17 protein-coding genes and 6 pseudogenes are annotated in these 23,111 nt (G+C 69.1%); 8 read left to right on the plus strand and 15 right to left on the minus strand.

The genetic code is table 11. From position 1 onward, the window contains the following. Positions 1 to 100: 100 nt before the first annotated feature. Positions 101 to 495, minus strand: a pseudogene (locus ACIPEK_RS43285) (sulfite exporter TauE/SafE family protein); the annotation flags it as partial. After that, positions 492 to 732: pseudogene (locus tag ACIPEK_RS43290) on the minus strand (DUF2892 domain-containing protein); the annotation flags it as partial. The pseudogenes ACIPEK_RS43285 and ACIPEK_RS43290, both read right to left, overlap by 4 nt. On the opposite strand from ACIPEK_RS43290, the gene ACIPEK_RS43295 reads away from it, so the two are divergent. Then, positions 722 to 1,384, plus strand: a complete 663-nt coding sequence (locus ACIPEK_RS43295) for an MFS transporter (RefSeq protein ID WP_402007986.1) — start codon at positions 722 to 724, stop codon at positions 1,382 to 1,384. The pseudogene ACIPEK_RS43290 and the gene ACIPEK_RS43295 sit on opposite strands and share 11 nt — an antisense overlap. 690 nt (positions 1,385 to 2,074) lie before the next feature. Continuing rightward, a complete protein-coding gene (locus ACIPEK_RS43300) occupies positions 2,075 to 3,358 on the plus strand; it encodes a phosphatase PAP2 family protein (protein WP_402007988.1) in 1,284 nt (427 codons plus the stop codon). 49 nt (positions 3,359 to 3,407) lie between these two features. Here ACIPEK_RS43300 and ACIPEK_RS43305 read toward each other — a convergent pair. From ACIPEK_RS43305 to ACIPEK_RS43315, 3 genes and pseudogenes are all read right to left on the minus strand, one after another. Further along, positions 3,408 to 4,033 (minus strand): annotated as a pseudogene (locus ACIPEK_RS43305) (FMN-binding negative transcriptional regulator); the annotation flags it as partial. Positions 4,034 to 4,079: 46 nt separating this feature from the next. Further along, positions 4,080 to 4,424 (minus strand): annotated as a pseudogene (locus ACIPEK_RS43310) (EamA family transporter); the annotation flags it as partial. 428 nt (positions 4,425 to 4,852) lie between these two features. Further along, positions 4,853 to 5,434, minus strand: coding sequence for an AAA family ATPase (locus ACIPEK_RS43315; RefSeq protein ID WP_402007990.1), 582 nt, complete (start codon positions 5,432 to 5,434; stop codon positions 4,853 to 4,855). Between the two features lie 216 nt (positions 5,435 to 5,650). Between ACIPEK_RS43315 and ACIPEK_RS43320 the strand changes: the two are divergent. Then, positions 5,651 to 6,147: pseudogene (locus ACIPEK_RS43320) on the plus strand (GNAT family N-acetyltransferase); the annotation flags it as partial. Positions 6,148 to 6,775: 628 nt separating this feature from the next. On the opposite strand, the gene ACIPEK_RS43325 reads toward ACIPEK_RS43320, so the two are convergent. Further along, positions 6,776 to 7,738 carry a helix-turn-helix domain-containing protein gene (locus tag ACIPEK_RS43325; RefSeq protein ID WP_383079598.1) on the minus strand — a complete coding sequence of 321 codons (963 nt, stop codon included), beginning with the start codon at positions 7,736 to 7,738 and terminating at the stop codon, positions 6,776 to 6,778. 97 nt (positions 7,739 to 7,835) lie between these two features. On the opposite strand from ACIPEK_RS43325, the gene ACIPEK_RS43330 reads away from it, so the two are divergent. Then, positions 7,836 to 12,059: a S8 family serine peptidase gene (locus ACIPEK_RS43330; RefSeq protein ID WP_402007992.1), complete on the plus strand. Its 4,224-nt coding sequence runs from the start codon at positions 7,836 to 7,838 to the stop codon at positions 12,057 to 12,059. 300 nt (positions 12,060 to 12,359) lie between these two features. Here ACIPEK_RS43330 and ACIPEK_RS43335 read toward each other — a convergent pair whose 3' ends face one another. From ACIPEK_RS43335 to ACIPEK_RS43350, 4 genes are all read right to left on the minus strand, one after another. Further along, positions 12,360 to 12,986: a hypothetical protein gene (locus ACIPEK_RS43335; RefSeq protein ID WP_402007994.1), complete on the minus strand. Its 627-nt coding sequence runs from the start codon at positions 12,984 to 12,986 to the stop codon at positions 12,360 to 12,362. 152 nt (positions 12,987 to 13,138) lie between these two features. Further along, a complete protein-coding gene (locus ACIPEK_RS43340; RefSeq protein WP_402007996.1) occupies positions 13,139 to 13,957 on the minus strand; it encodes a DUF2785 domain-containing protein in 819 nt (272 codons plus the stop codon). Positions 13,958 to 14,711: 754 nt separating this feature from the next. Beyond that, complete coding sequence (locus ACIPEK_RS43345) at positions 14,712 to 15,179, minus strand: hypothetical protein (protein ID WP_402007998.1); 468 nt, start codon at positions 15,177 to 15,179, stop codon at positions 14,712 to 14,714. Positions 15,180 to 15,785: 606 nt separating this feature from the next. After that, on the minus strand, positions 15,786 to 15,971 hold the full coding sequence (locus tag ACIPEK_RS43350; protein ID WP_402008000.1) for a hypothetical protein: 186 nt from the start codon (positions 15,969 to 15,971) through the stop codon (positions 15,786 to 15,788). A gap of 236 nt (positions 15,972 to 16,207) precedes the next feature. Between ACIPEK_RS43350 and ACIPEK_RS43355 the strand changes: the two genes are divergently transcribed. From ACIPEK_RS43355 to ACIPEK_RS43365, 3 genes are all read left to right on the plus strand, one after another. Continuing rightward, positions 16,208 to 16,759, plus strand: a complete 552-nt coding sequence (locus ACIPEK_RS43355) for a hypothetical protein (protein ID WP_402008002.1) — start codon at positions 16,208 to 16,210, stop codon at positions 16,757 to 16,759. 176 nt (positions 16,760 to 16,935) lie between these two features. Next, a complete protein-coding gene (locus tag ACIPEK_RS43360) occupies positions 16,936 to 17,841 on the plus strand; it encodes a Tn3 family transposase (protein ID WP_402008016.1) in 906 nt (301 codons plus the stop codon). Then, complete coding sequence (locus tag ACIPEK_RS43365; protein WP_402008004.1) at positions 17,751 to 18,200, plus strand: Tn3 family transposase; 450 nt, start codon at positions 17,751 to 17,753, stop codon at positions 18,198 to 18,200. The genes ACIPEK_RS43360 and ACIPEK_RS43365 overlap by 91 nt, the downstream gene beginning before the upstream one ends. A gap of 306 nt (positions 18,201 to 18,506) precedes the next feature. Here the strand turns inward: ACIPEK_RS43365 and ACIPEK_RS43370 are convergent, their stop codons facing one another. From ACIPEK_RS43370 to ACIPEK_RS43385, 4 genes are read right to left on the minus strand one after another with little or no spacing between them, the layout of a single operon-like run. Further along, positions 18,507 to 19,025 carry a pyridoxamine 5'-phosphate oxidase family protein gene (locus tag ACIPEK_RS43370; protein ID WP_402008006.1) on the minus strand — a complete coding sequence of 173 codons (519 nt, stop codon included), beginning with the start codon at positions 19,023 to 19,025 and terminating at the stop codon, positions 18,507 to 18,509. A gap of 17 nt (positions 19,026 to 19,042) precedes the next feature. Beyond that, complete coding sequence (locus tag ACIPEK_RS43375; RefSeq protein ID WP_402008008.1) at positions 19,043 to 20,500, minus strand: MFS transporter; 1,458 nt, start codon at positions 20,498 to 20,500, stop codon at positions 19,043 to 19,045. Continuing rightward, on the minus strand, positions 20,497 to 20,955 hold the full coding sequence (locus tag ACIPEK_RS43380; RefSeq protein ID WP_402008010.1) for an SRPBCC family protein: 459 nt from the start codon (positions 20,953 to 20,955) through the stop codon (positions 20,497 to 20,499). Before ACIPEK_RS43380 ends, ACIPEK_RS43375 begins: the two co-directional genes overlap by 4 nt. Further along, a complete protein-coding gene (locus ACIPEK_RS43385; protein ID WP_402008012.1) occupies positions 20,955 to 21,305 on the minus strand; it encodes an ArsR/SmtB family transcription factor in 351 nt (116 codons plus the stop codon). Before ACIPEK_RS43385 ends, ACIPEK_RS43380 begins: the two co-directional genes overlap by 1 nt. Before the next feature lie 395 nt (positions 21,306 to 21,700). On the opposite strand from ACIPEK_RS43385, the gene ACIPEK_RS43390 reads away from it, so the two are divergent. Then, on the plus strand, positions 21,701 to 22,768 hold the full coding sequence (locus ACIPEK_RS43390) for a tyrosine-type recombinase/integrase (protein WP_402008014.1): 1,068 nt from the start codon (positions 21,701 to 21,703) through the stop codon (positions 22,766 to 22,768). Between the two features lie 43 nt (positions 22,769 to 22,811). On the opposite strand, the pseudogene ACIPEK_RS43395 reads toward ACIPEK_RS43390, so the two are convergent. Next, positions 22,812 to 23,015 (minus strand): annotated as a pseudogene (locus tag ACIPEK_RS43395) (transposase); the annotation flags it as partial. Positions 23,016 to 23,111: the final 96 nt, after the last annotated feature.

Raw genomic sequence — 23,111 nt, forward strand, 5'->3', positions numbered from 1 at the left:
TGACCCAGGTGTCGCGCTACGAGATCACGGAAACAAGTCCGTCTCGCCGCAGCGCAGATCGGACAGATAGGGGGTTCCCCTATCGAACGCCCTCTAAAGGGGGGAGGTCACGGTGCCGGGGCTTTGCCTCGGCGTGCCGGCGCGGCTTGCGGAGCATCGCCACTGCCGTGGCGAGCATCATCAGGGCGAACGCGACGAGGAGCGCGGTGCCGGGGAAGTACTCGGCGACCCGGCCGCCGTAGGCGCCGGCCATGCTGAAGGCAAGGCGCCGAAGAGCAGGCCGGTCTTCCACCGCACCCGGTGGGCGTGCGCGTGGGGGATCAAGGCAAACATGCTGGTCACACCGACGACGAACAGAGAAGTGGCGATGGCCTCCTTGGTGCCCTGCCCGACCAGGTAGACGAGGATCGGCACGGTCAGGATCGAGCCTCCGCCGCCGAGAATGCCGAGGCTGACTCCGACGAACAGCGACTCCGCGATGACCAGGGCGGTCATGACGTGCCCTGCAGTTCCGCGATCACGCTGCGGATATCGGTGCGCGGTCCGCGGTTGTAGGGGAGCTTGGACAGCAGGACGCCCATGGCACAGGAGTTGCTCAGAGCCGCGTACGTCAGACCGGCGCCGACCGCGGTTCCGATGAGGTGCCGCGCCAGGAACGAAGAGGCCCATCACCCCGGTGGCGAGGACGATCGAACCGGCAACGAGCCGAACCTGGCGCTCCATGTCCCATCGGTCGGCCCTCGAACTGTCCCGGACGCCATCCACCCAGGCCCCCAAGGAACGGAACCCGTCATTCGCAGCAGTGTTCGCGTGCACATCGTGGCGCAACCGCTCCTTGCGCGGCACGAGCCAGGCCGGCCTCGTCAACAACCTCAACGACGGCCTCACCTGGGGCGTCTTCCCACTGCTCTTCGCCGACCACGGGCTCGGCATCGCGGCCATCGGCTTGATCAAGGGGCTCTATCCGCTCCTGTGGGGCATGGGACAGATACCCGCAGGCCACCTGGCAGACCGGATCGGCCGTAAACCGCTCATCGTCACGGGCATGCTCGTCCAAGCCGGCGGTCTCCTCACGGCGTTGGCGATCCTCGACCGTCCCCTCCTCGCGGGCGTCCTCTCCGCCGCAGCCCTTGGGCTGGGCACCGCGATGGTCTACCCAGCGCTCATCGCCTCCGTCTCCGACCACGCCCAACCCGCCTGGCGGGCGAACGCGCTGGGCACCTACCGATTCTGGCGCGACCTCGGCTACGCGACCGGAGCCCTCGCCGCAGGCGTCCTCGCCGACGCACTCGGCCTGCAGACGACCGTCCTCACCGCTGCCGCCCTCACCGCACTATCCGGCCTGCTCGCCGCGCGCTGGATCACGGAACGACCGGGCCAGTGACACCCGCGGGGCACCCACACCAGCCCGGGAGCGGGCACCGCCGCGGAGTAGGCCGACGTCCCGGCCTGGAGAGAGGGAAAGGAAGAGATGCGTTGAAGCCCTCGTCCGCGCGAGGGGGACCACGAGGAACTGGTCGCGATGCAGTGGCCGGTCGACGACGCACAGCCGCTGCCCGTCGGGGCCGGACAACTGGGCGTTGTGGCCGAGGACGAACATGCCGACGGCCCCAGTCGACGTGACCGTTGTCCCAGGCTTCGTCACCAAGGGAGAACCGATCGCTGCATTCGGCGTGTTGGCGGTATGCCAACGCCCCCGCCCAGACTGCCAGTTCACGGCCCTTTGCACATGCTTTCGAGCCACCGGGTAACCCATGAAACCCTCGATGCCCACCGGGCATCGAGGGTTTCATGGTCATTCCCGAGACGCTGGACCAGCGAGCCGGAATCGACTGACCTTCGCATCACCCGTAACCAGCGAACCCATCCGCACCGCTCCGATAACATGATCGAATTCATGGCGATCGCCCTCATCGCCCGGCCTTCACCAGAAAATCGTGCCATCCGGCACGAAGAGTGACCTACTTAACCAACATCTAACAAATCGGCCAAAAAATTGATAACTATCGCATCGCGGGTGTTTTCGCGAATAAACTGTAGAGTTGCGTTCGCCTCGTGGCGTCAACCACGGGCGATGCTGTGGGCCACGGCGGCAGTGGCGGCCCTCGGTTTCCTCATCGCGCTGGAGATCGCCGCCCGTCGCTACGGCCTGCCGGGGCCGATCACCACCCAGGCACAAGAGGTCGTATTCGCCCCCAAATCGGGTTTCCTCCTGTACGCCAGTATGGCGTTGATGATGGTGGTGCTCACCTGGCGGCAACGGTTCATCGCGGCTGGTGTCGCGATCGGCATCGACGTCACCTTCTTGCTGGTGCGGTGGGCGGCCGACGTCAAGGTGACCGACGGCCACTCCTTCGGCAACGGCGCGTTGTGGGTGATTTTGGGCTATGCGGCCATCGCTGTCACGCGCCGCACAGGCAAGGAACGTGTCCTGCTGCTGAAGGGCGTCGGGCTGGGCCTGCTGCTGGTGGCCGGCCGCAAGACTGGCGATACCTGGCTACTCATCACGTCGAAGACCCGCCCGGCGGTGCTCGACCAGTACGTGGCAACCGCCGATCACGCGCTGGGCAACCCGTCGTGGCTGGTAGGCCGGATTGTCACGGCCACCGGCCCGATCGGCGCCCATTTTCTCGACTACGTCTACACTCAGCTTGCGGTGGCCGCGGTCATTGTCGCGCTGTACCAGCTGCGTAACGTGGCGGTCGAGCGCCGCTTCCCGGGCCATCATCTGGTGCGCACCTTCCTGGTCATCGGCCTCCTCGGGCCCGGCATCTACATGATCTACCCGGTGGTCGGACCGATCTTCGCCTACGGCACCGACGGCGGACACTGGGCGGTGGCCAACCTGTGGCCGGACACGCCGCCGCCGGTCAATGTCCCGCACCCGATGCTCTTCGACGAGATCACCCCGCGCAATTGCATGCCCAGTCTGCACACGGCGTGGGCTACCGCGATCTTCATTCATTCCCGCAAGGGCCCACGGATTCTGCAATTCGCAGGCGCGTTCTGGCTGATTGCCACGCTCGGCGCAACGCTGGGCTTCGGCTACCACTACGGCGTGGACATCGTCGCCGGCGTGGTGTTCACGCTCACGATCGAGGCAGCTCTGCGCTCGCTCGAACGTGGCTGGGACCGGTCAGGAATCCAGCTGGTCATCTACGGTGCAACGGTCTTCGCTGCGCTCTTGGTGTCATATCGCTATCTGCCGATGGAGATGGCCAAACATCCGTGGGTGGCTGGACCACTTCTCATTCTGGCCATGACCTCAGTGGTCCACTGCTATGTACGGACCACCAAACTGTGGGAACCGAAGGTCGCACCAGCGCGGCAACCGGAACCGCAACCCGAACTAGTTTGAGTGATGTTGCATCAGGAGGCATGCGAGCTCCAGGCGCGACTCGTAGATTGCGATCCAAGCGGCGGCGCTGCTGGCGTGCGGTGGGGGCGTCGAGGCCCTGGCCGCGTGCGGTGAGGTGGCCGGCGACGGCGGTGCGGTGCCCGACGGGCTTGTGGTCGTCGTATGTGAACTTGGCCAGTACTTCGGTGACTTCCGGGCTCAGGCAGCGGATGCCGGGCAATATCCGGCCGTAGGGGGCTGGTCGACGGCGACGGGGGCGTGGTCGCCGTCGGGCTGGAAGTGGGCGAGCCGGCGGCGCAGTAGTTCGGCCTTGTCCTCGGGGTCGTCGACGATGTGGGCGCGGCAGGTGAACTGGAAGGCCGTGTAGTAGCTGGTGGGGACGCCGTCGGCGGGCGGGGTGCTGGCCTTGGCGCGCCAGGGGCCGGGGATGAAGGCGTAGTCGCCGGTGACGGTGAGGACGACGTTGGGGTCGTGCTCGATCGCCTTCCAGACCGGGTCGGGCCGGGCGAGGTGGACCACGAGGCGGGGTCCGCCGCTGGTGAAGTGGGTGGGTACGGCGATGGGCGGGTGGCCGTGCAGGGCGTTGACGCTCAGGATTGCGAAGTCGTGTCCTTCGGCGACCCAGGTCTGCCATTCGGCTTCGTCCAGGCCGGTGTCCCAGGGCTGGACGAACATGCTGGTCTCCTTGCGAAGCGGTGGCGTGGTGGGTGGCGCGGCTTGCTCAAGTAGGGGCGAGGAGGCTGACCGCGACGGCGGCGGTACCCACGCCGACGAGCCGGCCGCGGTGGATGCGTTCGGGGAGCACACTGCGGGCGAGCAGGACGGTGCCGGCCGGGTAGAGGGCCTTGATCACGGCGACGACGGCGAGGCCCCCGCTGTGGGCAGCGAGCAGGAACAGCAGGTTCGCCACGGAGTCCAGCACACCTGCGGCTGCCGACATCGCGTAGGCGGGGCGCCCGGATCCGAGCTTGCGGTACATCAGCCCTGCTGCGGCCAGGGTGACAGCCGAGGAGACCGCCCGGCCCACGATCAGCGGGGCCACCCCGCTGTCGGACGGCGCCTGGTGCCCGCGAGAGCGTCCGAGGCCGTGGTCGTCCGGCTCGGTGCCGACGCCGCCGGGCGGCTCCTTCTGAAGACCCCTTTTTTCCGCGCTCCGGCGGCGTGCTGGTGAGCCTCAGCACACGGTGGAGCCGACGTCGATGTCCCAGCTGATGAGTTCCATGGCATCCGCCCGGGCCTGCAGTTCGATGAAGATCCTCTGCCAGGTACCGTCCCGTTGCCACCGGCGGAACGAATGTTAGACCCGGCCCCAGGGGCTGTACCGCTCCGGGACGCCCCGCCACGGGACGCCAGTGCGGGTCCGAAACCGTATGTCGTCGATCAGCTGCCGCCTCATCCATATCGGTGGAACGTCCCAGCTTCTTGCCCCCGGGCAACAACGGCGCCAACCGGGCCCACTGGGTATCCGTCAGATCTCCACGCGCCACCTGGCGATCACTGCAGAGGTTGATCGCCTTCGGGAACGGACGCCAGACCGGTCACGGACAGGATCGCCTCGACTGTCTCTTCAACCGTCAGCGCACTGTTGTCGATCCAGGTTCCCTGCTGCCCGAGCTCGGAGCGCATCGCCTCATCCAGGGGCGACCAGTCCGTGGTCAAGACCTTCTCCCGCGCCTGGTTGCGCTGCCACGCGACCGCCGGTCCGGGAGCCAGGATGACGATGTGGAGCGGCACTGCCGCCAGCGTCGTGCGATAGAAGTCAAGGTGGGCATGGCGGACCACAACATCATCGAGTACGGGGATGAAACTCGCCCGCGCGAAGCTTTCCGCCAGAAGGCACGCGTTGCGAGCCCGCAGGAAGATCTGCCGGTCTGCTTCCGCGTTTTCGGCCGACGAGGGCCATTGCCCACCGCTGACGATCATCAACTGGAGTGCGTCCACCTCAATATGGGCCGACATCCGGAGCCGGCCGGCCAGCGCAGCAGCCACCGTGGACTTCCCACTCCCAGGGATGCCGGTCAGCAGGACAGCTCCGGCGGCCGCCTCACGGTCGATGGGTACCGGATTCAAGCTCATACGAGTTCTCCAAGCGCAGCGATCAGGGCCTGAGACTACGCGTTGCCCCGTGATCCGCCGAGCCAGCCACTACTTGATCCACTTTAGACACACACCCAGCGGCCAAGGGGGTGTATGCCATTGGGCCTGGCGTCGTGACCAGCCAGGAGCGCAGATGAGAAATGGCGTTGGTTCCCTGGTGACCGGTCTGGATGCCGGCTGCCGGAGGCGGTGGGGATGTTGGATGTTGTGTTGAAGGTGTCTGCGCGCGATCTGGTGCATGCGGACCTGACGTCGCGCGGGTGGTCAGGGCCTGAACAGCACTTGGGCTGCGTCGCGGAGCAGTTGGAGCGCGCCCGGCTCGGAGCGGTCGACCACCTTGCGGATTGCTCTGCAACCGGTATTCCCGTGGCGAAGGGTGGGATCGACTACCGCGTCAAGGAGAATGTCGGCACTCTGTGGCAGCTTGCGGTCCATCCCGCATTGCAGTCCTGTGGGATCGGCACCCCTCGTCGACGCAGCGGAGCAACGCAGCGGAGCAACGCATCAGGAACCGCGGTCTGTGGCAGGCCGAGCTCGGCGTGGAGGAGAACAACCCCCGGGCCCGGGCGCTCTACGAACGACTGGGCCATGTCGCCTTCGACCGTCAGCCGGACTCGTGGGACGAGCAAGCCCCAGATGGGTCGTTACGCCAGTACGAAACGATGTGCACATTGCCGCGCAAGGACCTCTCCTGGGTTCGGCCACCTCCCTCGACGAACGCAGGAGCGGACTGCTGCCGGTCGCTCCAGGTCAGGACGCCGGGAGCGGCGCACCCGGATCGCGGCTGCACGCGAAGCAGAGCGTTCTACCGGTCCGTTGGCTTCCTCTCACTGGAGGAGACGAATGACTCCGGCCGGGAAACCCACGCCTGATCACGGTGAAGTGGCCTGCGCTCCAGTCCTGACTCTGCGCCGAGCCACGGTTGCTCGCGTCCAGGGTAGGGGTGAAGCCAAGCAGAGGTGCTTTGTTGACTATGCGTAGTGGTCCGCGGGTGGCGGGCCGCCCGTCGCTCGGTCCGCCATGCTCGGCGCCCTCTGTCGTCGGCGAAGTACGTCAGGCGAACGATGCCCGGAGCGAGTACGACTCCTGACATCTCGCTGACCTCGACCGGAGGCTTCGGGTGCGCAGTGCCCGCGCGGTGGAAACGGGCGTGGGGTCTGCGAAGGAGAGCCCCATGTGCGCAGGGTGTGCCAGCGGTCAGCGCTCGAGGCGGACGAGGCCGACCTGGTGGCCGCCGTCCTGCGCGAATTGTGCAGGCATGGAACGCGCGCCGACACCAGATCCACTCATTGCCGCCCCACCTGCCGCCGGCGTGCTGTCTCACAACCAGCCGCGGCGGGCCGCGATCACTCCGGCCTGGAAGCGGTTGGCGGCGCCAAGGAGGTCGTGCAGGCGGCTGATGCGGCGGCGCATGGTGCGGACGGACCAGCCGAGCTGGCGGGCTATCGCCTCGTCCTTGAGGCCGCTGACCAGGAGGGTGAGGACGAGTCGGTCCTCCTCGCCGAGGGGGTCCTCGGCCGGGGCGTTGAGGGGCAGGGCCTGCTTCCAGCACATCTCCCAGTAGCCGGTGAGGGCATCGAGCAGGGTGGACGGGCGGATCACCGCGGCGCGGACGTCGTTGAGGTCGAGGGAGAGCGGCATCAGGGCGAGCTTGCGGTCGGCGATGGCGAGTTTGATGCCCAGGCCGGGCAGGACGCGGGCCTGTTCGCCCTGCCGGACCAGCTCGCGGATGTCGTCGAGGACGCCCGGCCATTCCAGGGCCTCGGGGGCGTAGACCGCGCGGTACCGTACGCCGCGGCCGAGTGCCGTCGCCTCCACCGGGTTGGAGGTGGTCAGGGCGTACGGCGGCCGGTCCAGGGTCATCACGTCCTCGTGGGCCTCCTGCTGAAGGCGGACGAACCAGCGGCCGAGCGCCTCGCTGCCGGTGGTGATCTCCACCTCGTCCTCATAGGTCGCGCCGGTGCGCGCGGCGGCGAACAGCCGGGACAGCTCGTCGGCCGCCGAACGGACCCGCTCCAGCTCATTGCTTCTGGCCCGCACCAGCGCCTCGACGGCGGCGCCCGGCTCGATCGCGGCGTACCGGCGGCGGGAGCCGGCGAGCCGGCCGACCAGCCCGTGGTCGCGGAGCCGGTCCAGCGCCCTGGCAACGCGCTCGGCCGAACAGTCGAGATCCGCGGTGAGTTCGGCAGGCGCTGCCGTCCGCCGGGTCAGGACGGCGCGGTAGACGCTCTCGTCGAACGGATCGATGCCTGCCGCCGTGAGTTGCGGTGTCTCGGGAGTCATGGACGGATGGTGGCCCAATTGTGCCAGCGGCAGCAATGGGCCACGAAGATCAGTTGTGCGGCAAGTGCTGTCACCACTAGGACTTTTACGCATGGCAATGAAGTCACGAAGATCGCGTCATGCCGCCCTCGCCGCCGTTGTTCTCGCCGGCACGTTGGCGGCGATACCGGGTGCCGCCAACGCGTCCACGCCCGACCCGTCGCAACGAGTGCTCGTCGAACTGTCCGGGAACCCAGCGGTCACCGCCGCGCCCGGTGGATCGCTGCTGTCCGCCGAGGCCGCCCGCGGCGTCGGCGCCGCCCGCCGCGCGCTCGACGCGCGGCAGGAGACGTTCCTCGGCTCGGCGAAGAGCGCCGGGCTGCACCTTTCGGCGACCCGCAAACTGGGTCTGCTCATCGATGCCGTGGCAATGACGGTGCCCGCGTCCGAGGTGGGGCGGCTGTCCTCGCTGCCGGGCGTCACCGCCGTCCGCCCCGACACCCGGGTGCTGACGAAGACGGACGTGAGCGTGCCGCTGATCGGCGCACCCGGCGTCTGGCAGCGCAAGGACCCGGCCGGAAGCCGCGTCACCGGCAAGGGGACCACCGTCGCGATCCTGGACAGCGGCGTGGACTACACCCACCCCGACCTGGGCGGCGGACTCGGCAAGGGGCACAAGGTCGTAGGCGGGCACGACTTCGTCAACGGTGACGAGGACCCGATGGACGACAACGGCCACGGCACCCACGTCGCCGGCATCATCGCGGGCAAGGCGGCTGAGAAGGGCGGCGTCACCGGCGTGGCTCCCGGCGCGAATCTGCTGGCCTACAAGGTGATGGACGCCGACGGCTCCGGCTACACGTCGGACATCATCGCCGGAATCGAGGCGGCCTCCGATCCGGCCAACCCGCACCGCGCCGATGTCATCAACATGAGCCTCGGCAGCCCCGACGACGGCACCGACCCGCTGGGCCGCGCCGCGACCGCGGCCGTACAAGCCGGTGTGGTCGTGGTCGCCGCGGCCGGCAACGACGGACCGGGCACGGGTACGGTCAGCAGCCCCGCAACGGCCGACGGCGTGGTCGCGGTCGGCGCGTCGACAAGCAATCTGCGGCTGCCCAGCGCCTATCTGGCCGGCAGGAAACCCGAGTTGATCCAGACCTACCGCGGCATCCTGTCCGCGAACCCGCCGGAGCACCCCGTCACGGCGCCGCTCGTCGATGTCGGCGAGGGCACCTCCGAGGACTGGAAGCGGGTCGGCGACGTACGCGGAAAGATCGTACGGGCGCAGATGCTCATCGCCTCCGACGCCCGGTACCTGACGGCGAGCGCCGTGGAATGGGCGCAGGAGGCGGAGAAGCGCGGCGCGATCGCCGTGCTGGCCGGCCTGCCCTCCAACGACGGCCCGGTGTTCGTCGCCGGAGCACCGGGCGAGGTCCGGCCGCCGGAGGTGAACCCTGAGCCTGGAGTGGCCCAGGTGCCGTCATCGCCCGCGCGGATCGATGCCTCCGGCGACTCGCTGCGCATGGACCACCTGGTGGTCATGGGCATCGACTCGACCCAGTACACGGAGCTGAGCTCCCGGCTCGCCGCCGGGAAGGTCTCGGTGACGCTGCGGGGCACCGACACGACCGACCGGATCGCCTCGTTCTCCTCACGCGGTCCCACACAGGGCTTCGGTCTGAAGCCCGATCTGGTCGCACCGGGCGTGGAGATCCGCTCCACTGTGCCCAAGTCTCTGTACGGGCCCGGCCAGTACCGCATGTCGGGCACGTCGATGGCAGCCCCGCACGTCGCCGGCGCCGCGGCCCTGCTGCGCCAGCTGTATCCCGGCCGGGCGCCTGCCGAGATCAAGGCCGCGTTGGTCGGCACCGCGAAGCCGCTGAGCGACACCGGGCCCACAACGCAGGGCTCGGGCCGGCTCGATGTGGCTGCGGCCGCCTCGGCCACGGTCAGCGCCTCGCCTGCGTCGGTGTCGTTCGGACTCGCCGATCTGTCCCGGCGTCACGTCGGCGGCATCGCGAAGGTGACGCTGCGGAACTCCGGCAAGCGGCCGGTCGCGACCTCACTGCGGACCGACGGTCCGGCCACGGTCTCGGCGAAGCGGGTCACCGTACCGGCCGGGGGGACCGCGACCGTCACGGTCTCGCTGCGCGTCGCCCGGCCGGCGGCCGACACCGAGATCAGCGGCCGTCTCACGGCGACGCCCGACCGGGGACCGGCGATCGGGGTGCCCTACCTGCTCGCCGTCCGGTATCTGGCCGTCCAAGCCGCACCCGACCCGAGCGACGGTCACTCGACCGTGCACATCGCCCCGCCGACCCGGCTGGCCGCACCGCCGGTCGTCACCGTCACCCCGCCGCGCGGCAAGGCCGTCGACGTCACTTCCACGCTCGATCCCGCCAGCGGCTACTACCGGGCCGAGGTGACCGGCAGCGTGGCCGGCGCCTACCGGGTCTCGGTACACGGCACCGCCGGCACCGGGCAGCGGCTCACCGGAGCCGGCGCCTTCGAGGTCACCCCGGTCGACAGCCGCGGGGACCGCTGGGAGCCGGTCGGCCCCAACAGCGAGGCCGGTTCGGTCGCCCTCTCGCCGAGCCGGCCGAAGCAGGCCGTCCTCACCCAGTACCAGAAGGCGGCTCCCTGGCTGACCACCGACAACGGTGCCTCCTGGCGCCAGTTGGGCCGACTGCCCGTCGCGGACGGCACGGGTCCGCTCGTGGTGGACGCGAAGAATCCCGACCGCTGGTGGTACGCCGTGAACAGCGTTCACGACGGCAGTCGCCGGGGCGCCATCCTGCGCACCGATGACAACGGGCGGACCTGGCGCACGCTCGACGTCCCGGACACCCGCATCGCGGCGCTCGCCGCCGATGAACGGACCCGCACCCTCGTCGCGGTCACCTCGGACGCACTGCTGGTCAGCACGGACGCGGGTGACCACTGGACGACGTATCCGACCGGTGTGACCGGCGCCATCACCGCCGCCGCCGTCACCGGTGACACCCTCTACATGACGACGTATCACGGTGTCTGGGCCCGCTCCGGCATCGGCTCGGGCAACCCCGGCGAGGCACGCCTGCTCTTCGCCCCGTCCGGCGGGGGCGTCGGCGGGCTGGCCGCCGACTCCTCGGTCGTGGCGGTGTATGTCCCGGGCCGGGGAGTTGTCGGTTCCCGTGACGGCGGGAAGACCTGGACCACCCTGCTGTCCATGACGGACGGCGGCCTCCGCCTGACCATCTCGGGTGACGACCTGTACCTGAGCACGCTGTCCGGCAGCGGCCGTCTCAGCCGCGACCACGGTCGGACGTGGACCACGGTCGCCGCGCCGTCGCGCGCAGCGCTACCGATGGACTACGACCGTTGGGCCGACGGTTCCGTCACCGTCTCCAGCGAGCAGGACGGTCTCTACCGGGGTGCCGCGGACGGCACCGGATATCGGCGGATCGGCGTCCAGGGACTGACCGTCAACGATCTCGCTGTCAGTGACGGCCACCTGCTCGCCGCCACCGACAGCTCGGTCTACCGCACCGCCCTTCCCGTCGCGAGCCCGGAATGGGGCCGGTCGGGCGGCGAGGGCATGAGGGGCGTGACTGTCCCGCAACTTGCCGTGTCGGCCAAGGATCCGAAGGTGATCTGGAAGGTGCGGCGCACCGCGTTCGGCTCATTCACCGTCGAGCGCAGCGGCGACGGCGGTGCCACCTGGGAGAAGAGGGGCAGTTCGGCGGAGGTGCCGACGGCGCTCCTGGTCCACCCCGCCGACCCGAACCGGGTCATGGTCAGCTTCCGAAGCCTTTTGGGCCAGGGGCTGTTCGCCACCAGTGACGGCGGCGCGACGTGGAAGAACCTCTACCACGAGCGCTCCTTCGACACCATCGCGGGCGACCCCGCAAATCCGCTGCGCCTGTGGCTCGGCAACACCGCCGGCCTCTACCGGTCCGACGACGGCGGGGTGACCGTCACCAAAGTCGCTGATGGCCCGGTGACCGCGATCGACCTCGACGGACGGCGTCTCGTCGTCGGCGGCGAGAGCGTCCGCGTCAGCACCGACGGCGGCCGGACCTTCCGCACCGCGGACACCGGCGCTCTCGCGATCCATGTCTCCGACCTGCTCCGGGTCAAGGACACGCTCTACGCGGCCACGACCAGGTCCGGGGCCAGCGGCCTCCTGCAAGGCGGCCGCGGCGTACTGCGCAGCACCGACCACGGTCTGAGCTGGCACAACATCTCAACCGGTCTGCAGAACACCGACACCACCAAACTGGCCGCGAGCCCCGACGGCCGCACGCTCTACGTCGGCACCGTCGACGGCGGCGTGCACCGTCTCGACCTGCGCCACTGATCACCACGGATCGGGCGCCCGGACGGAGGTTCCGTCCGGGCGCCCGATCCACGCGTTGACGCGGCCGGTGGATCGGCGCAACGGCCATGACCGCCGGGCCGCCCAGCGCGGGCGTGTCGGGCCATTTGGCCTCGGAGGTGAAGCCGAGCATGATCTGCATCATCACCAGTGTGACCAGCTCCTCGGCGAGCTGCGGCGCGATCCCTACGGCAGGCCTCCGCGGTGCGAGATGTGGTGAGTCATTCAGCAGGTCGTCGGTCTTCACATACAGCGCGGTGGCGAGGGATTCCAAGTCCGCTGTCACAAAAGGGGCTTTGGACTCCCTCGGCCCATGCGTGCAGCCGATCCCTTGAAATCGATCATGTAGATGATCTGGACGAGCGCCGCAGGCTTCGATTCGGCGGACGGCTCTGTCGAGCCCTTCGTCTTGCCCGCGCCCCTCAGCAGTGAGAGTGAGAAGAGGCTCGCTCCGGCCATGACGACGGCCGTGCCGACCGCAGCGAGGCCCATCCCGTGGGTGAATGCGTCGCGCGCGGCCGTCAGCACGGTGTCCGCCGTTCTGGCCGGAAGTCGGTCCGCCACCGCTGTCGCGCCGCCCAGGGTTTCTCGTACCGCGTCGGCGTGTGGCACACCGGGCGGCAGGGCGTCGGCCATGTCCCGGCTGTAGACCGCCGCGCCGATGGAGCCGAGGATCGCCATGCCCAGGGCTCCGCCCAGCTCCTGGCCCGACTCAAGCACTGTCGCGGCCGGGGCCGCGCGCTCCGGCGGGGCCGCGCCGAGAGCGAGTTCATTGCCGAGGGTCATCGCGGCGACCGGACCGCCCGCATGCACGCAGGCACCGGCAAGCGTGCACCAGAGGGCGGAGTCGGTACGCACTTGGGTCAGCCAGAGGAATCCGCGGGCGAAGACGAGGAAGCCGCCACCCATGACATACGCACGGTCGGTGTGCTGCGCGAAGCCGTCCTCGCTTTCATCGGCATCGCCGCAGCCTCATCGGCTACCGCCGACTGACCTGGCACAACAACGTCGAAGGTCATGTGCAGCCAGGGAAGGGTCCGTGACGCTGGAGCTGCCTCGTGTCAGGCGAGCCAGTAGTAGGGCAGGCGGAGGAGATCGGCGGTACGGGCGGCTACAGCCTCGGCATGCGGCGGGACGCCTTCGTCGGCGAGGCCTCGAGCCAGGTGCAGATGGAGGGACTGGAGGGTGGCAAAGGTGTTGAACGCCCAAATCGGAAGGGGCCCGGGACCCCCGCCGTCCAGGGCCTGCGCAACCACGGTCAGCCAGCCGGTAGCCTGCTCGCGCTTCAGGCCGGGAGCCTGGAGGATACGCGTGAGCGCACGGGCAAGCCGCGCCTCCTCCAATTGCGCGTAACGGTAGTCGACTTGCGCGGCTGTCATCCTGCGGGCACACAGTTCAAGGAGTTCAGTGCGGCGGTCGGGCAGGGCCTTCGCGAACACAGCAGTAGCGTCGGCGCCGTGTGCGACGGCGTGCAGCCAGCCCAGGGAGTCGTCCCAGCCGCGAGTGTCCTGCTCGGCCGGATACCAGGCCGAGAATCCGGCGTACCAGCGTTCCGCAGCCTCCTCCGGTATGAGGCCGGGGACGGCGTGTCCGCGCGTCAGAACGGAGCAGAGAATCAGCGGTGCGAAGGTCCGGGCCTGAACCTCGGGGTGGGTGAATCGGCTGGCGGCGGTGTCGCCGAGCGCCTCCAGGATTTCGTCGAAATGTCCTCCCGTGATCCAGCGGGAAGCAGCGGTGTAGGCGTAGTCGTCACGGATCTCAGGGTCTGGCGAGACCAGCATGGCCAACAACTCGCCGACGAGCTGCGAAGCGGGCATGTCATCGGGGAGGGGGAAGTCGTCGGCGGCGATCGACGGCCAGTCGACAAGATCAGCATGCATCGGGTCAGACTTTCACACAGCTGGCGGAGACCAGCAATGGCCTCGTCTGTTACCGCAGACTCACCATTTGCAACAGCCATCTCAGGGGTGCGAAGGCAGACGACGGTTTACCCCCGCCGCCCGATGTGACGGACCCCGCCCAGTTCGTGGCAGCAATACGGCAGTTACGTGTGTGGGCAGATCTGAGCTAACGGCAGCTGGAGCGCCGGGCCAACGCGGCGGGAGACGTCCTGCCGCAGAAGCGGTTCTGGCACACATTCCGTGAGCGATCCTGGGTCTGGCATCACCGGTCCCTTGTGACGCGTGGTCCGCGCAGCTCACATGACGCGCGCGCCTCCTGCTGGCGAAAGCCGGCTAGATCTTTCACGGAACGTCTGCCAGAACCGCAACTCACGTACACAACCAGGCATGCCGAGGCGGCGCAGCGGCCTGAGGACGACCCGCAGAAGCTGTTCACGGAGGCGTGCCTTCACGGACTGCGCGCCAAGCAGTGCGACGACGTCGACGCCCGGGACAGCTACCTCCCTCCCCGCATCGCGGAGATGGCGCGCAAGGTGGCCGACGCCCTCGAAGTGCCCCAGCCAGCCACCGTGTGACAGGCGCCGCCTGCGGTCACGAGCGGGCGGCCGGGGAGAGTCAGGGCACGGTGTACGCGGATACCCGCCGTCGCCCCGTCACCGCCGCATGAATGCAGCAACCCCATACGGGAGTTCGGGCCGGCCGGCACCCGGGCTGGCCGGCCCGATCTCCAGGATCAGCGGCGGAGGGCGTAGCGGGTCAGGCGGGAGCGGGCGGCCTGTTCGCTGATCCCGAGCGCCTGAGCGCCGGTGTCCCACCGCGTCCCGTCCACGGTGTCGAGGCTGAACGCGGCGTCGGTCGCCACCCGCTCGGTAAGGCGTTCCAGGGCGGCGACGGCCCGGAGTGCAGCCAGCGGTTCATCGGCAACCAGAGCAGTGAGGCGCGTCCCAACCTGATCGAGGAGGGCGGTGAGGTCCGCGGGCACGGGCATCGTGCGGGCTCGTACCTCGGTGATGTGGCTGTCCCAGTCGCCTTCCGGTCCGCTGGTGTCGGCCAGGTACGGGCGCCGACGGTCGACGGTCTCCCAGTCGAGCGGGTAGCGGGTGCTGCCGCGCCAGCCACAGGAGCACGCACCGCGCAGTTCGGTGGTGAGCGGGGCGCCGAGCGTGCCGTCGTAGACCCACCAGTCAACGCTCCGGTGCACCGTCGGCCCGCTCCCGGCATCGAAATACACAGGGCCCGGCTCCGTGCCATCGGCCAGCAGAACCCCGGGCCGCCCGCCCCTCATGCTCTCTGCCGAACTCCTCGGTGTCCCACATGACGAACTCCTCCCCCACCGGTTGGACCACCGGTGACACTCGGACCGGCCCGGCGGCGGCGCACCGCAAGCTCAGCCCCCGTCGCGGACCCGGCCAGCTCACCCACGACCTTGCCCGAGCCGTACCAGGTCCGGCAGGCGAATACCTGAACCGGTGAACCGTCCGTCTCCGCTGGGCCGGCGGAACGCCGATGCGAGACGCACCTCGAACCGGTGCCGTCGGACCGCCGAGGCGGCACGCTCTTCTGTCGCGAAGCCTGTTCCGCGCCTCGGTACGCTCGGGGAGGCCGTGCGGAGTCTGCAGGGTGCGTTGAATGCTCACGGTTAGGCGTCGAGTGTGGATGGCGTGTTCGGGGCGCGGACCGAGGAAGCTTGGGCCAGAACCAGTACTCACCTGCAAAGCCAGCCTCGACGTCGGTGGGCGCCGCGGGGGGGCTGAGCAGGCCTTCTGGTGACCACTCCCGGGCATGGGGCGGGCGCTGTCCTTGCGGGTCAGGATCTGTACTGCACCTCGATCACCCCGACCCATGCTCCCCAGCGCCGCACGCCGACTTCGAGCCGGAGGTCGTTGCCGTTCGTCATGGTGCTGTAGATGCCGCCCTCTTCGTGCTCCTTCAGGCCGCAGTCGCGCAGCGTCTGCCCGAGCCCGCGGAATCGCCTTCCCGCCTGCGGACGCACCCGGTACCGCTACGGGTGACCTTGCTGGCCGCCTTGCTGCACGAGCGGGAACGGGAGATCACCGACACACTGGTAGAGCTGCTGATCTCTACGGTGCACCGGATCGGGGCGAGGGCGGAGAAGAAGGTCACCGAGCAGCTGATCAACGCGTTCAAGAAGGTGTCGGGCAAGGAGAACATCCTCTTCAAGCTCGCCGAGGCGTCGCTCGACCCCCGGAGGGGACCGTACGGCAGGTCGTGTTCCCGGCGGTGTCCGGGGGCGAGGCGACGCTGCGGGAGCTGGTGTACGAGTTCAAGACCCGCGGGCCGGTCTACCGACGGACGGTGCAGACGACGCTGAAGGCGTCGTACACCAACCACTACCGGCGCGGGCTGATCAAGCTGCTGGACGTGCTGGAGTTCCGTTCCTCCAACCACACGCACCGGCCGGTGATCGAGGCCCTGGCGCTGGTGGCCCGGTACGCGAACGCGGGGAACACGACGTACTACCCGCTGGGCGAGACGGTGCCGGTCCACAAGGCGATGGGCGGGGACTGGGCGGAGGTCGTGCACCGCACCGACAAGCGGGGCCGTCGCCGGGTGGTGCGCATGGTCTACGAGGTCGTCGCCTTCCAGGCTCTGCGCGATCAGCTCAAGTGCAAGGAGATCTGGGTGGTCGGCGCCGACAAGTGGCGCACCCGGATGAGGACCTGCCGCAGGACTTCGAGGCCCGGCGGGAGGAGAACTACCGGGAGCTGCGCAAGCCGCTGGACGCCGCGGTGTTCGTCGACGAGCTGCGCGAGCAGATGACGGCCGAACCGACCCTGCTCAACGACCAGATGCCGAAGCTGTCCTGGCTGGACATCGCCGAGCGGAAGTCCGGGGCGATCCGGCTCACAGCGGCCGAGGCCCAGCCCGAGCCGCGCAACCTGCACAGGATCAAGGCCGAGGTACAGCGCCGGTGGGGCATCGTGCCGCTCGTCGACATGCTCAAGGAAGCGGTGCTGCGGACCGGCTGCCTGGACGCGGTCACCTCCGTCTCCGGCGGCGGCAGCCTCTCCCCGGAGGTTCTCGCCGAGCGCCTACTCCTGGTCATCTACGCGTACGGGACGAACACCGGGATCAAGGCCGTGGCGTCCGGCGGCCACGGCCACACCGAGGACGAGCTTCGCTACGTGCGGCGCCGGTACCTGTCGGCGGAGTCGGCCCGTGCCATCGCCGTCCAGATTGCGAACGCCACCTTCGCCGCCCGCAGCGCCGAGTTGTGGGGCCAGGGCTCGACCGCGGTCGCCTCCGACTCCACGCACGTGCGCGCCTACGACCAGAATCTGTTCACGGAGTGGCACTCGCGCTACGGCGGCCGCGGGGTGCTCATCTGCTGGCATGTGGAGAAGAAGTCCCTGGCCATCCATTCCCAGCTGATCAACTGCACCGCCTCCGAGGTCGCCGCGATGATCGAGGGCGCGATGCGGCACGGCACCACCACGGACGTGGAGGCCAACTACACGGACTCGCATGGCCAGTCGGAAATCGGGTTCGGCGTCACGAGGCTGCTGAACTTCGACCTGCTGCCGAGGATCAAGCGGATCAACAAGGTGAAGCTGTACCGGCCGGTGGCCGGCGAACCGGACGCCTACCCGCAGCTGACTCCGGCGCTGACCCGCCCCATCCGCTGGGAACTCATCGCCCAGCAGTACGACCAGATGATCAAGTACGCGACCGCGATCCGGACCCGGACCGCGTCCACCGAGGCGATCCTGCGGCCTTCACCCGCAACGCCTCCCACCCCACCTACGCGGCGATGCTGGAGGTCGGCCGTGCTCAGAAGACCATCTTCGTGGCTCGCTACCTGCGGCTTCGGGACCTTCAGCGGGAGATCGAGGAGGGCCTGAACGTGATGGAGTCCTCCAACGGCGCGAACAGTGTGATCGCCTACGGCAAGGGCGGCGAGATCGCCTCGAACCGGCGCGACGAGCAGGAGATGTTCGTGCTGTGCCTACGGATTCTGCAATCGGCCCTGGTCTACGTGAACACTCTGATGCTCCAGGACATCCTCGGCGAACCGGAGTGGGCGGACCTGCTCACGCCCGCTGACCGGCGGGGCCTGACCCCGCTCTTCTGGTCCCATGTCCGGCCATACGGTGAGGTGAACCTCGATATGGGCGCCCGCCTCGACCTCGCCGCAGCCGCCGTACCGGGCCCCCGGGCCCCGGCCGACCAGACCACGCGATCCACCGTGGAGAACGCATGAACCTGCGCCTGTACGGCACTGCGCGCGGGCCGCGCCCGCGTCTCCCACGGCGCGACCCCGACACCGTGGCTGCCCCGGGCCCGTGCCTGGGTCACCGTGCTGACCTCGCCCGCGTGGTGGCGCCTGCCGGACAGTGGCCGAGAGTCCCACCGGTCCGGCGTCCAACCCGCCTTCTGGACCAACCGCCAGGTCCGCCGGAGCGGTCTGCGCACGTCGTGCTGGATGCGCGAGAGCGAGCCCGACATCCTCATTCTGCGATGGTGGCCGGTGCTCGGCCGCCTGACACGCGGCCGTGAAATCCAACGGTCAGTGCTGGAAGCGGTAGCGGGTCTGGCTGTACGCCTCGCCCTTTCCGAAGGCGAATCCGGCCTCCGGGCCGATGCGGTACAGCAGGACCTTGCCGGAGCGGATGGTGTCACCGAGGCCGTGCCAGGTGCCGTCCGGGCTCGTCAGCAGGTCGCCGTACTTGCCCTCGTAGGCGTCGGCGGTGGTGCTGCGTTCAGTCGGGTCGCGCACCAACTCGGCACGTCCCTCGATGGTGATGTCGAGACCGTCCAGGACGTTCGTGCCGGTTGTCATGACGCAGTGGTGGTTGCCGTGGAGGTTACGCGCCTTGCGCTCTTGGTCGCCGGTGGCGAAGTACAGGGCGCCGCCGGTCCAGACGGCCAGCAAAGGTGTCACGTGGGGCCGGCCGTCGGGGCGGACGGTGGACAGCCAGAACAGTCGCGCCCGCTGGAGCTCACGCAGGGCGGTCGGCCAGGGGGTCGCGTCGGCGCCGGAGTCGCTGAAGGGGCCGAGCTCGGCAACCGGGTCACGGTCGGACATGGAAGCTCCTCAATGGGTCAGGCGGGAATGCGGTCGGCCACGATCTGGTCAACGGGAGGCGCCGCGGTCTCCTTGGTGACCGGTGCCGATCGCTTGCCGAGCATGGCCAGAGCGATGACCGCGCCCAGTGCCGCGACGAGGCCGACCACGCCGAACGCGGCCTGATGACCGGGAACCAGCGTCTGCGGCGCGGCGGTCCCAGGCGTGGGTGCGTGCGCGGCGACAACGCTGCCGGCGATGGCTACGCCGAGGGCGGTGCCGACGGCGAAGCAGGTATCGGCGAGTCCGGCGGCCAGACCGGAGTGCCGTTCGGCGACACCAGTGAACGCGGCGATCTGCGCACAGACGGTGGCGGTGCCCATACCCGCCCCGAAGACCAGCAGGGCAAAAGTCAGGAGTTCCGGTGAGCTGTGCTCGGACACCACCCGGGTGAGCAGCAGGCAGGCTCCGCCGAGCAGGGCAGTGCCGACGGTCGCGACCGGACGCACGCCGACCCTGGTCACAACCCGCTGGCAGGCCAGAGCGCCGACCACGGCCGCCACGGTCATCACTCCGGCCGTGAGGCCGAACCGCACGGGCGACCAGCCGAGCACCGACTGTGCGTGGGCGGTGAGGACGATGAGCATGCCGTCGACCGCCATGCCCGTGACGAGGAGCAGGAGGTCGCCGCCGACCAGGGAACGCGACCGCAGGACCCCGAACGGCACCAGCGGCGCCTTGGACCGCCGTTCGATCACGACAAACAAGCCGGTCAGCGCCATCGCACCCGCCAGTGGCCCGAGGACGTGGTGGCTGGACCACCCGACGTCAGGGACGCTGGTGATGGCGTAGACGAACAGCACGAGCGCCGAAGTGACCGTCAACGCCCCGGCCAGGTCGAGGGAGCGGACACGCGCCTGGTTCCGGCTCTCGATCAGCATCACCGGCGCGAGGACCAGCACCACCGCCCCGACCGGGACGTTGATCCAGAAGACCCACTGCCAGCCGAGCGTATCGGTGATGAGGCCGCCCAGCAGCAGCCCGGCGGTGGCACCGAATCCTCCGATCCCGCCCCAGATTCCCAGTGCCCTGTTCCGCTCGGCGCCTTCGGCGAAGGCGTTCATCACCATGGACAAGGCTGCGGGGGCGATGATGGCGGCCGACACACCCTGCAAAGCGCGGGCTGCGACCAGCGCCTCTACCGACGGGGCGAACCCGCATCCCAGCGAGGCCAGCACGCGCAGCGACATTCCGGCCAGGAAGACCCTGCGGCGGCCGAGCAGGTCCGCGGCGCGGCCGCACAACAGCAGCAGGCCGGCAAAGGCCAGCGCGTAGGCCGTGACCGCCCATTGGACGGCGGTGCCGTGCGCCCGGAACTCCCGCTCGATGGCCGGCAGGGCAGTCAGCAGGCTGGTGCCGTCCAGGATGGTCATGAAGAACGCCGTGCCCAGCAACACCAGCACCCGCCACTTCGAGGGGGACGGCCGCGGGCTCACTCGTGCCCTTTCGCATCCAGCTCGACGCCCAGCGCGTCGAGCCAGTCGCCGGTGCCGAGCTCCCGCCAGGAGGGCTCCTCCCGGCCATCGAGGAAGGTGCCCTGCTCGGTGAGGACCAGTCGGGTGCCCCCATCGGCCGGGCAGAACGCCACAGTCGTCAGCGACGCCGCCGCGAGGTCCTCCCCCACGTGCAGGACAGAGGTATAGACGATGCGCTCGTCCGGGACGATGTCGCGGTACAACGACTCGAACGTCAACGATGGGCCGCTGTCCGGACGGCTGCGGTTGGCCTCCCGGCCCCCGACCCGGAAGTCCAGCTCATGGTCAGCGTCGGGCGTGGAGAACCAGCGGGCCTTCGCCTTCGGGTCGGCCCATGCGGCGAACACCCGGGCCGCCGTGGCCGGGTAGAGGCGTTCGAGGGTGAACGTGGCGTGCGTGACAGAACGGTCGATCATCACAAGCTCCCTTGCTCCGGTGTGCCGGGATCAACGAGCAGGTAGTCGCCAAGCCGGTCCAGGCGCCGTTCCCAGGACATGCGCTGCTCGGCAAGCCAGCCCTCGGCCGTCCGCAGCACGTCCGGCTCGATGCGGCAGGTGCGGACGCGGCCGATCTTCTCGGATCTGACCAGCCCGCAGGCTTCCAGCACCTGGATGTGCTGCATGACCGCCGGTAGCGACATCTCCAGTGGCCTGGCCAGTTCGCTGACCGACACCGGCCCGCGGATCAGGCGCTCCACCATCGCCCGGCGCGTTCCATCCGCCAGCGCCTGGAACACCCGATCCAGCGATCCGCCATAGTTAGGCATGTCCTTAACTATGAGTCGGTACACATCTATAGTCAAGTGCCTCCTTAACCAATGACCCGATCATGGTGGTCCGATCTGCTGACTTTCTCGCGTATTCGCCCCTGTTCTCGTACGCCTACGACGAACGGACATGTAGCACTGCGTGATGCTCGGGGTCGGCCCCGGCGCAAGGGCCGACGGTACAGCGGATGGCGGTAGCAGCTGTTCCGCTTTGATTCCGCGTGGCTTATCAGACTTCCGGCCACTGGCCGGTCGTCCGTGTCGTGCCGCAGTAAATGCCGGATTTACTGCGGCAGAGCCCCTACGGTGATCTTCGCGACCTGCGGCGGACTCTCCGGCCGCCGCAGGTGAGGTGTACGCATTTACTGCGGCAGGACCGGAAGGGCGGGACGGGCATGGCGATCGAACCAGTGACCGAACTCGGGAGCCAGGGCGCGTTGCGTGTGCCGCGCGCCCGGGTTGTGCCACTGTCCGCCCCGCCCTCGTCGTACACGGCGGCGGTCGAGCGGTACCTCACCGGTGCGGGCATCGCGAAGCAATCCGCACGGATCTACCGGATCTCGCTCACGACATGGGGGTGGATGCTCGCCGGCGAACCCGCGCCGACCGGACCCGCCCGCCGGGGCGCGAAGCCGCCCGTCTTCCCCGTCGCTGCGATCGACGACCCGACGCTGCCGGAGGTCCTGGCCGAACTGGCGGCGGCGCGGGCGGACGCGATGGACGCCGACACCGTCAACCGGGAGCTGTCCATCGCACGCAAGGCGATCGGCTGGTGGCAGCGCCAGGGCTGGATCGTCGGGGACCCGACGATCGGTATCGAGCGGCGGCCGGCGCCGCCGGACCGCACCAAGTCCCTGGCCGAGAACCAGATCGCCGCCCTGTGGCGCCTGGACGTCGGGCTCAGAGAGAAGACGTTCTGGAAGCTCCTCTACGAAAGTGCCGCACGGGCAGATGAGGTGTTGTGCCTGAACGTGGAAGACCTGTACCCGCAGGACAAGCGCGGCAGGATCACCGCCAAGGGCGGCGCGACCGAGTGGATTCACCGGCAGTCCGGCACCGCCCAGCTCCTGCCCCGCCTCATCGCCCGCCGCACCCGCGGCCCGCTGTTCCTCACCGACCGCAAGGCCCCCGCCGGGACGCCGACGCTGGACGTGTGCCCGGAGACCGGCCGGGCCCGGCTCTCCTACCGCCGGGCCGAAGAGATCTTCGAGGAGAACACCCGCCTGCTGGCCAACCCCCTCGCCTCACCCGAGGACATCGAGGACCTGGACGGGTGGACACTCCACCGGCTACGTCACAGTGCCCTGACACACGACGCCGAGGACGGCACCTCCACCCCGATGCTGCTGGCCCGCTCCCGCCACGCCTCCGTCCGCTCCCTGGAGCGATACGCCCGCCCCGGCGTCGACTCGGTCGCCCGACACGTCGCCGAACGCGACCCCGCCGCACGTCGCCGCACGTGACCCTCGCCGTTTGCGGCTGGTGACAGCATTCTTACCGGCACCCCGTTTCGGCCGCTCTGACGCTCTGGGAGTCGATCACGGTCGCAACCGCCCGGGGGCCTTTGCCCATCTCACGGCGGATCCGGCCTGACAGATGGTCTCGGATCTGTCCGATCACCCAGCAGGCGGCCCAGCGGGCCATGAAGCCCCAAACGGTCCTCCATGGCGGGAAATTCGCAGGCAGAGCCCGCCATTTGCAGCCGGTGTCCCAATGCCGTTGCTTGAGGGGTGCAAGTAGTTCCTCTCCCGGGCACGGTGACTGCCGGGGTGCTGGTTCGTTGACCGGACATGCATCCGTGGATCG

The organism is Streptomyces sp. NPDC088246 (assembly GCF_044741025.1).
Classification (GTDB): Bacteria; Actinomycetota; Actinomycetes; order Streptomycetales; family Streptomycetaceae; genus Streptomyces.

Bases quoted from the DNA above. Each gene is read 5' to 3' on its own strand.
- ACIPEK_RS43295 (WP_402007986.1), top strand. From the start codon at position 722: ATGTCCCATCGGTCGGCCCTCGAACTGTCCCGGACGCCATCCACCCAG.
- ACIPEK_RS43390 (WP_402008014.1), top strand. From the start codon at position 21,701: ATGGCGATCGAACCAGTGACCGAACTCGGGAGCCAGGGCGCGTTGCGT.
- ACIPEK_RS43385 (WP_402008012.1), bottom strand. From the start codon at position 21,305: ATGCCTAACTATGGCGGATCGCTGGATCGGGTGTTCCAGGCGCTGGCG.
- ACIPEK_RS43370 (WP_402008006.1), bottom strand. From the start codon at position 19,025: ATGTCCGACCGTGACCCGGTTGCCGAGCTCGGCCCCTTCAGCGACTCC.
- ACIPEK_RS43340 (WP_402007996.1), bottom strand. From the start codon at position 13,957: ATGCATGCTGATCTTGTCGACTGGCCGTCGATCGCCGCCGACGACTTC.
- ACIPEK_RS43315 (WP_402007990.1), bottom strand. From the start codon at position 5,434: ATGAGCTTGAATCCGGTACCCATCGACCGTGAGGCGGCCGCCGGAGCT.
- ACIPEK_RS43380 (WP_402008010.1), bottom strand. From the start codon at position 20,955: ATGATCGACCGTTCTGTCACGCACGCCACGTTCACCCTCGAACGCCTC.
- ACIPEK_RS43335 (WP_402007994.1), bottom strand. From the start codon at position 12,986: ATGGGTGGCGGCTTCCTCGTCTTCGCCCGCGGATTCCTCTGGCTGACC.
- ACIPEK_RS43360 (WP_402008016.1), top strand. From the start codon at position 16,936: ATGCTCAAGGAAGCGGTGCTGCGGACCGGCTGCCTGGACGCGGTCACC.
- ACIPEK_RS43300 (WP_402007988.1), top strand. From the start codon at position 2,075: ATGCTGTGGGCCACGGCGGCAGTGGCGGCCCTCGGTTTCCTCATCGCG.
- ACIPEK_RS43330 (WP_402007992.1), top strand. From the start codon at position 7,836: ATGAAGTCACGAAGATCGCGTCATGCCGCCCTCGCCGCCGTTGTTCTC.
- ACIPEK_RS43365 (WP_402008004.1), top strand. From the start codon at position 17,751: ATGCTGGAGGTCGGCCGTGCTCAGAAGACCATCTTCGTGGCTCGCTAC.
- ACIPEK_RS43325 (WP_383079598.1), bottom strand. From the start codon at position 7,738: ATGACTCCCGAGACACCGCAACTCACGGCGGCAGGCATCGATCCGTTC.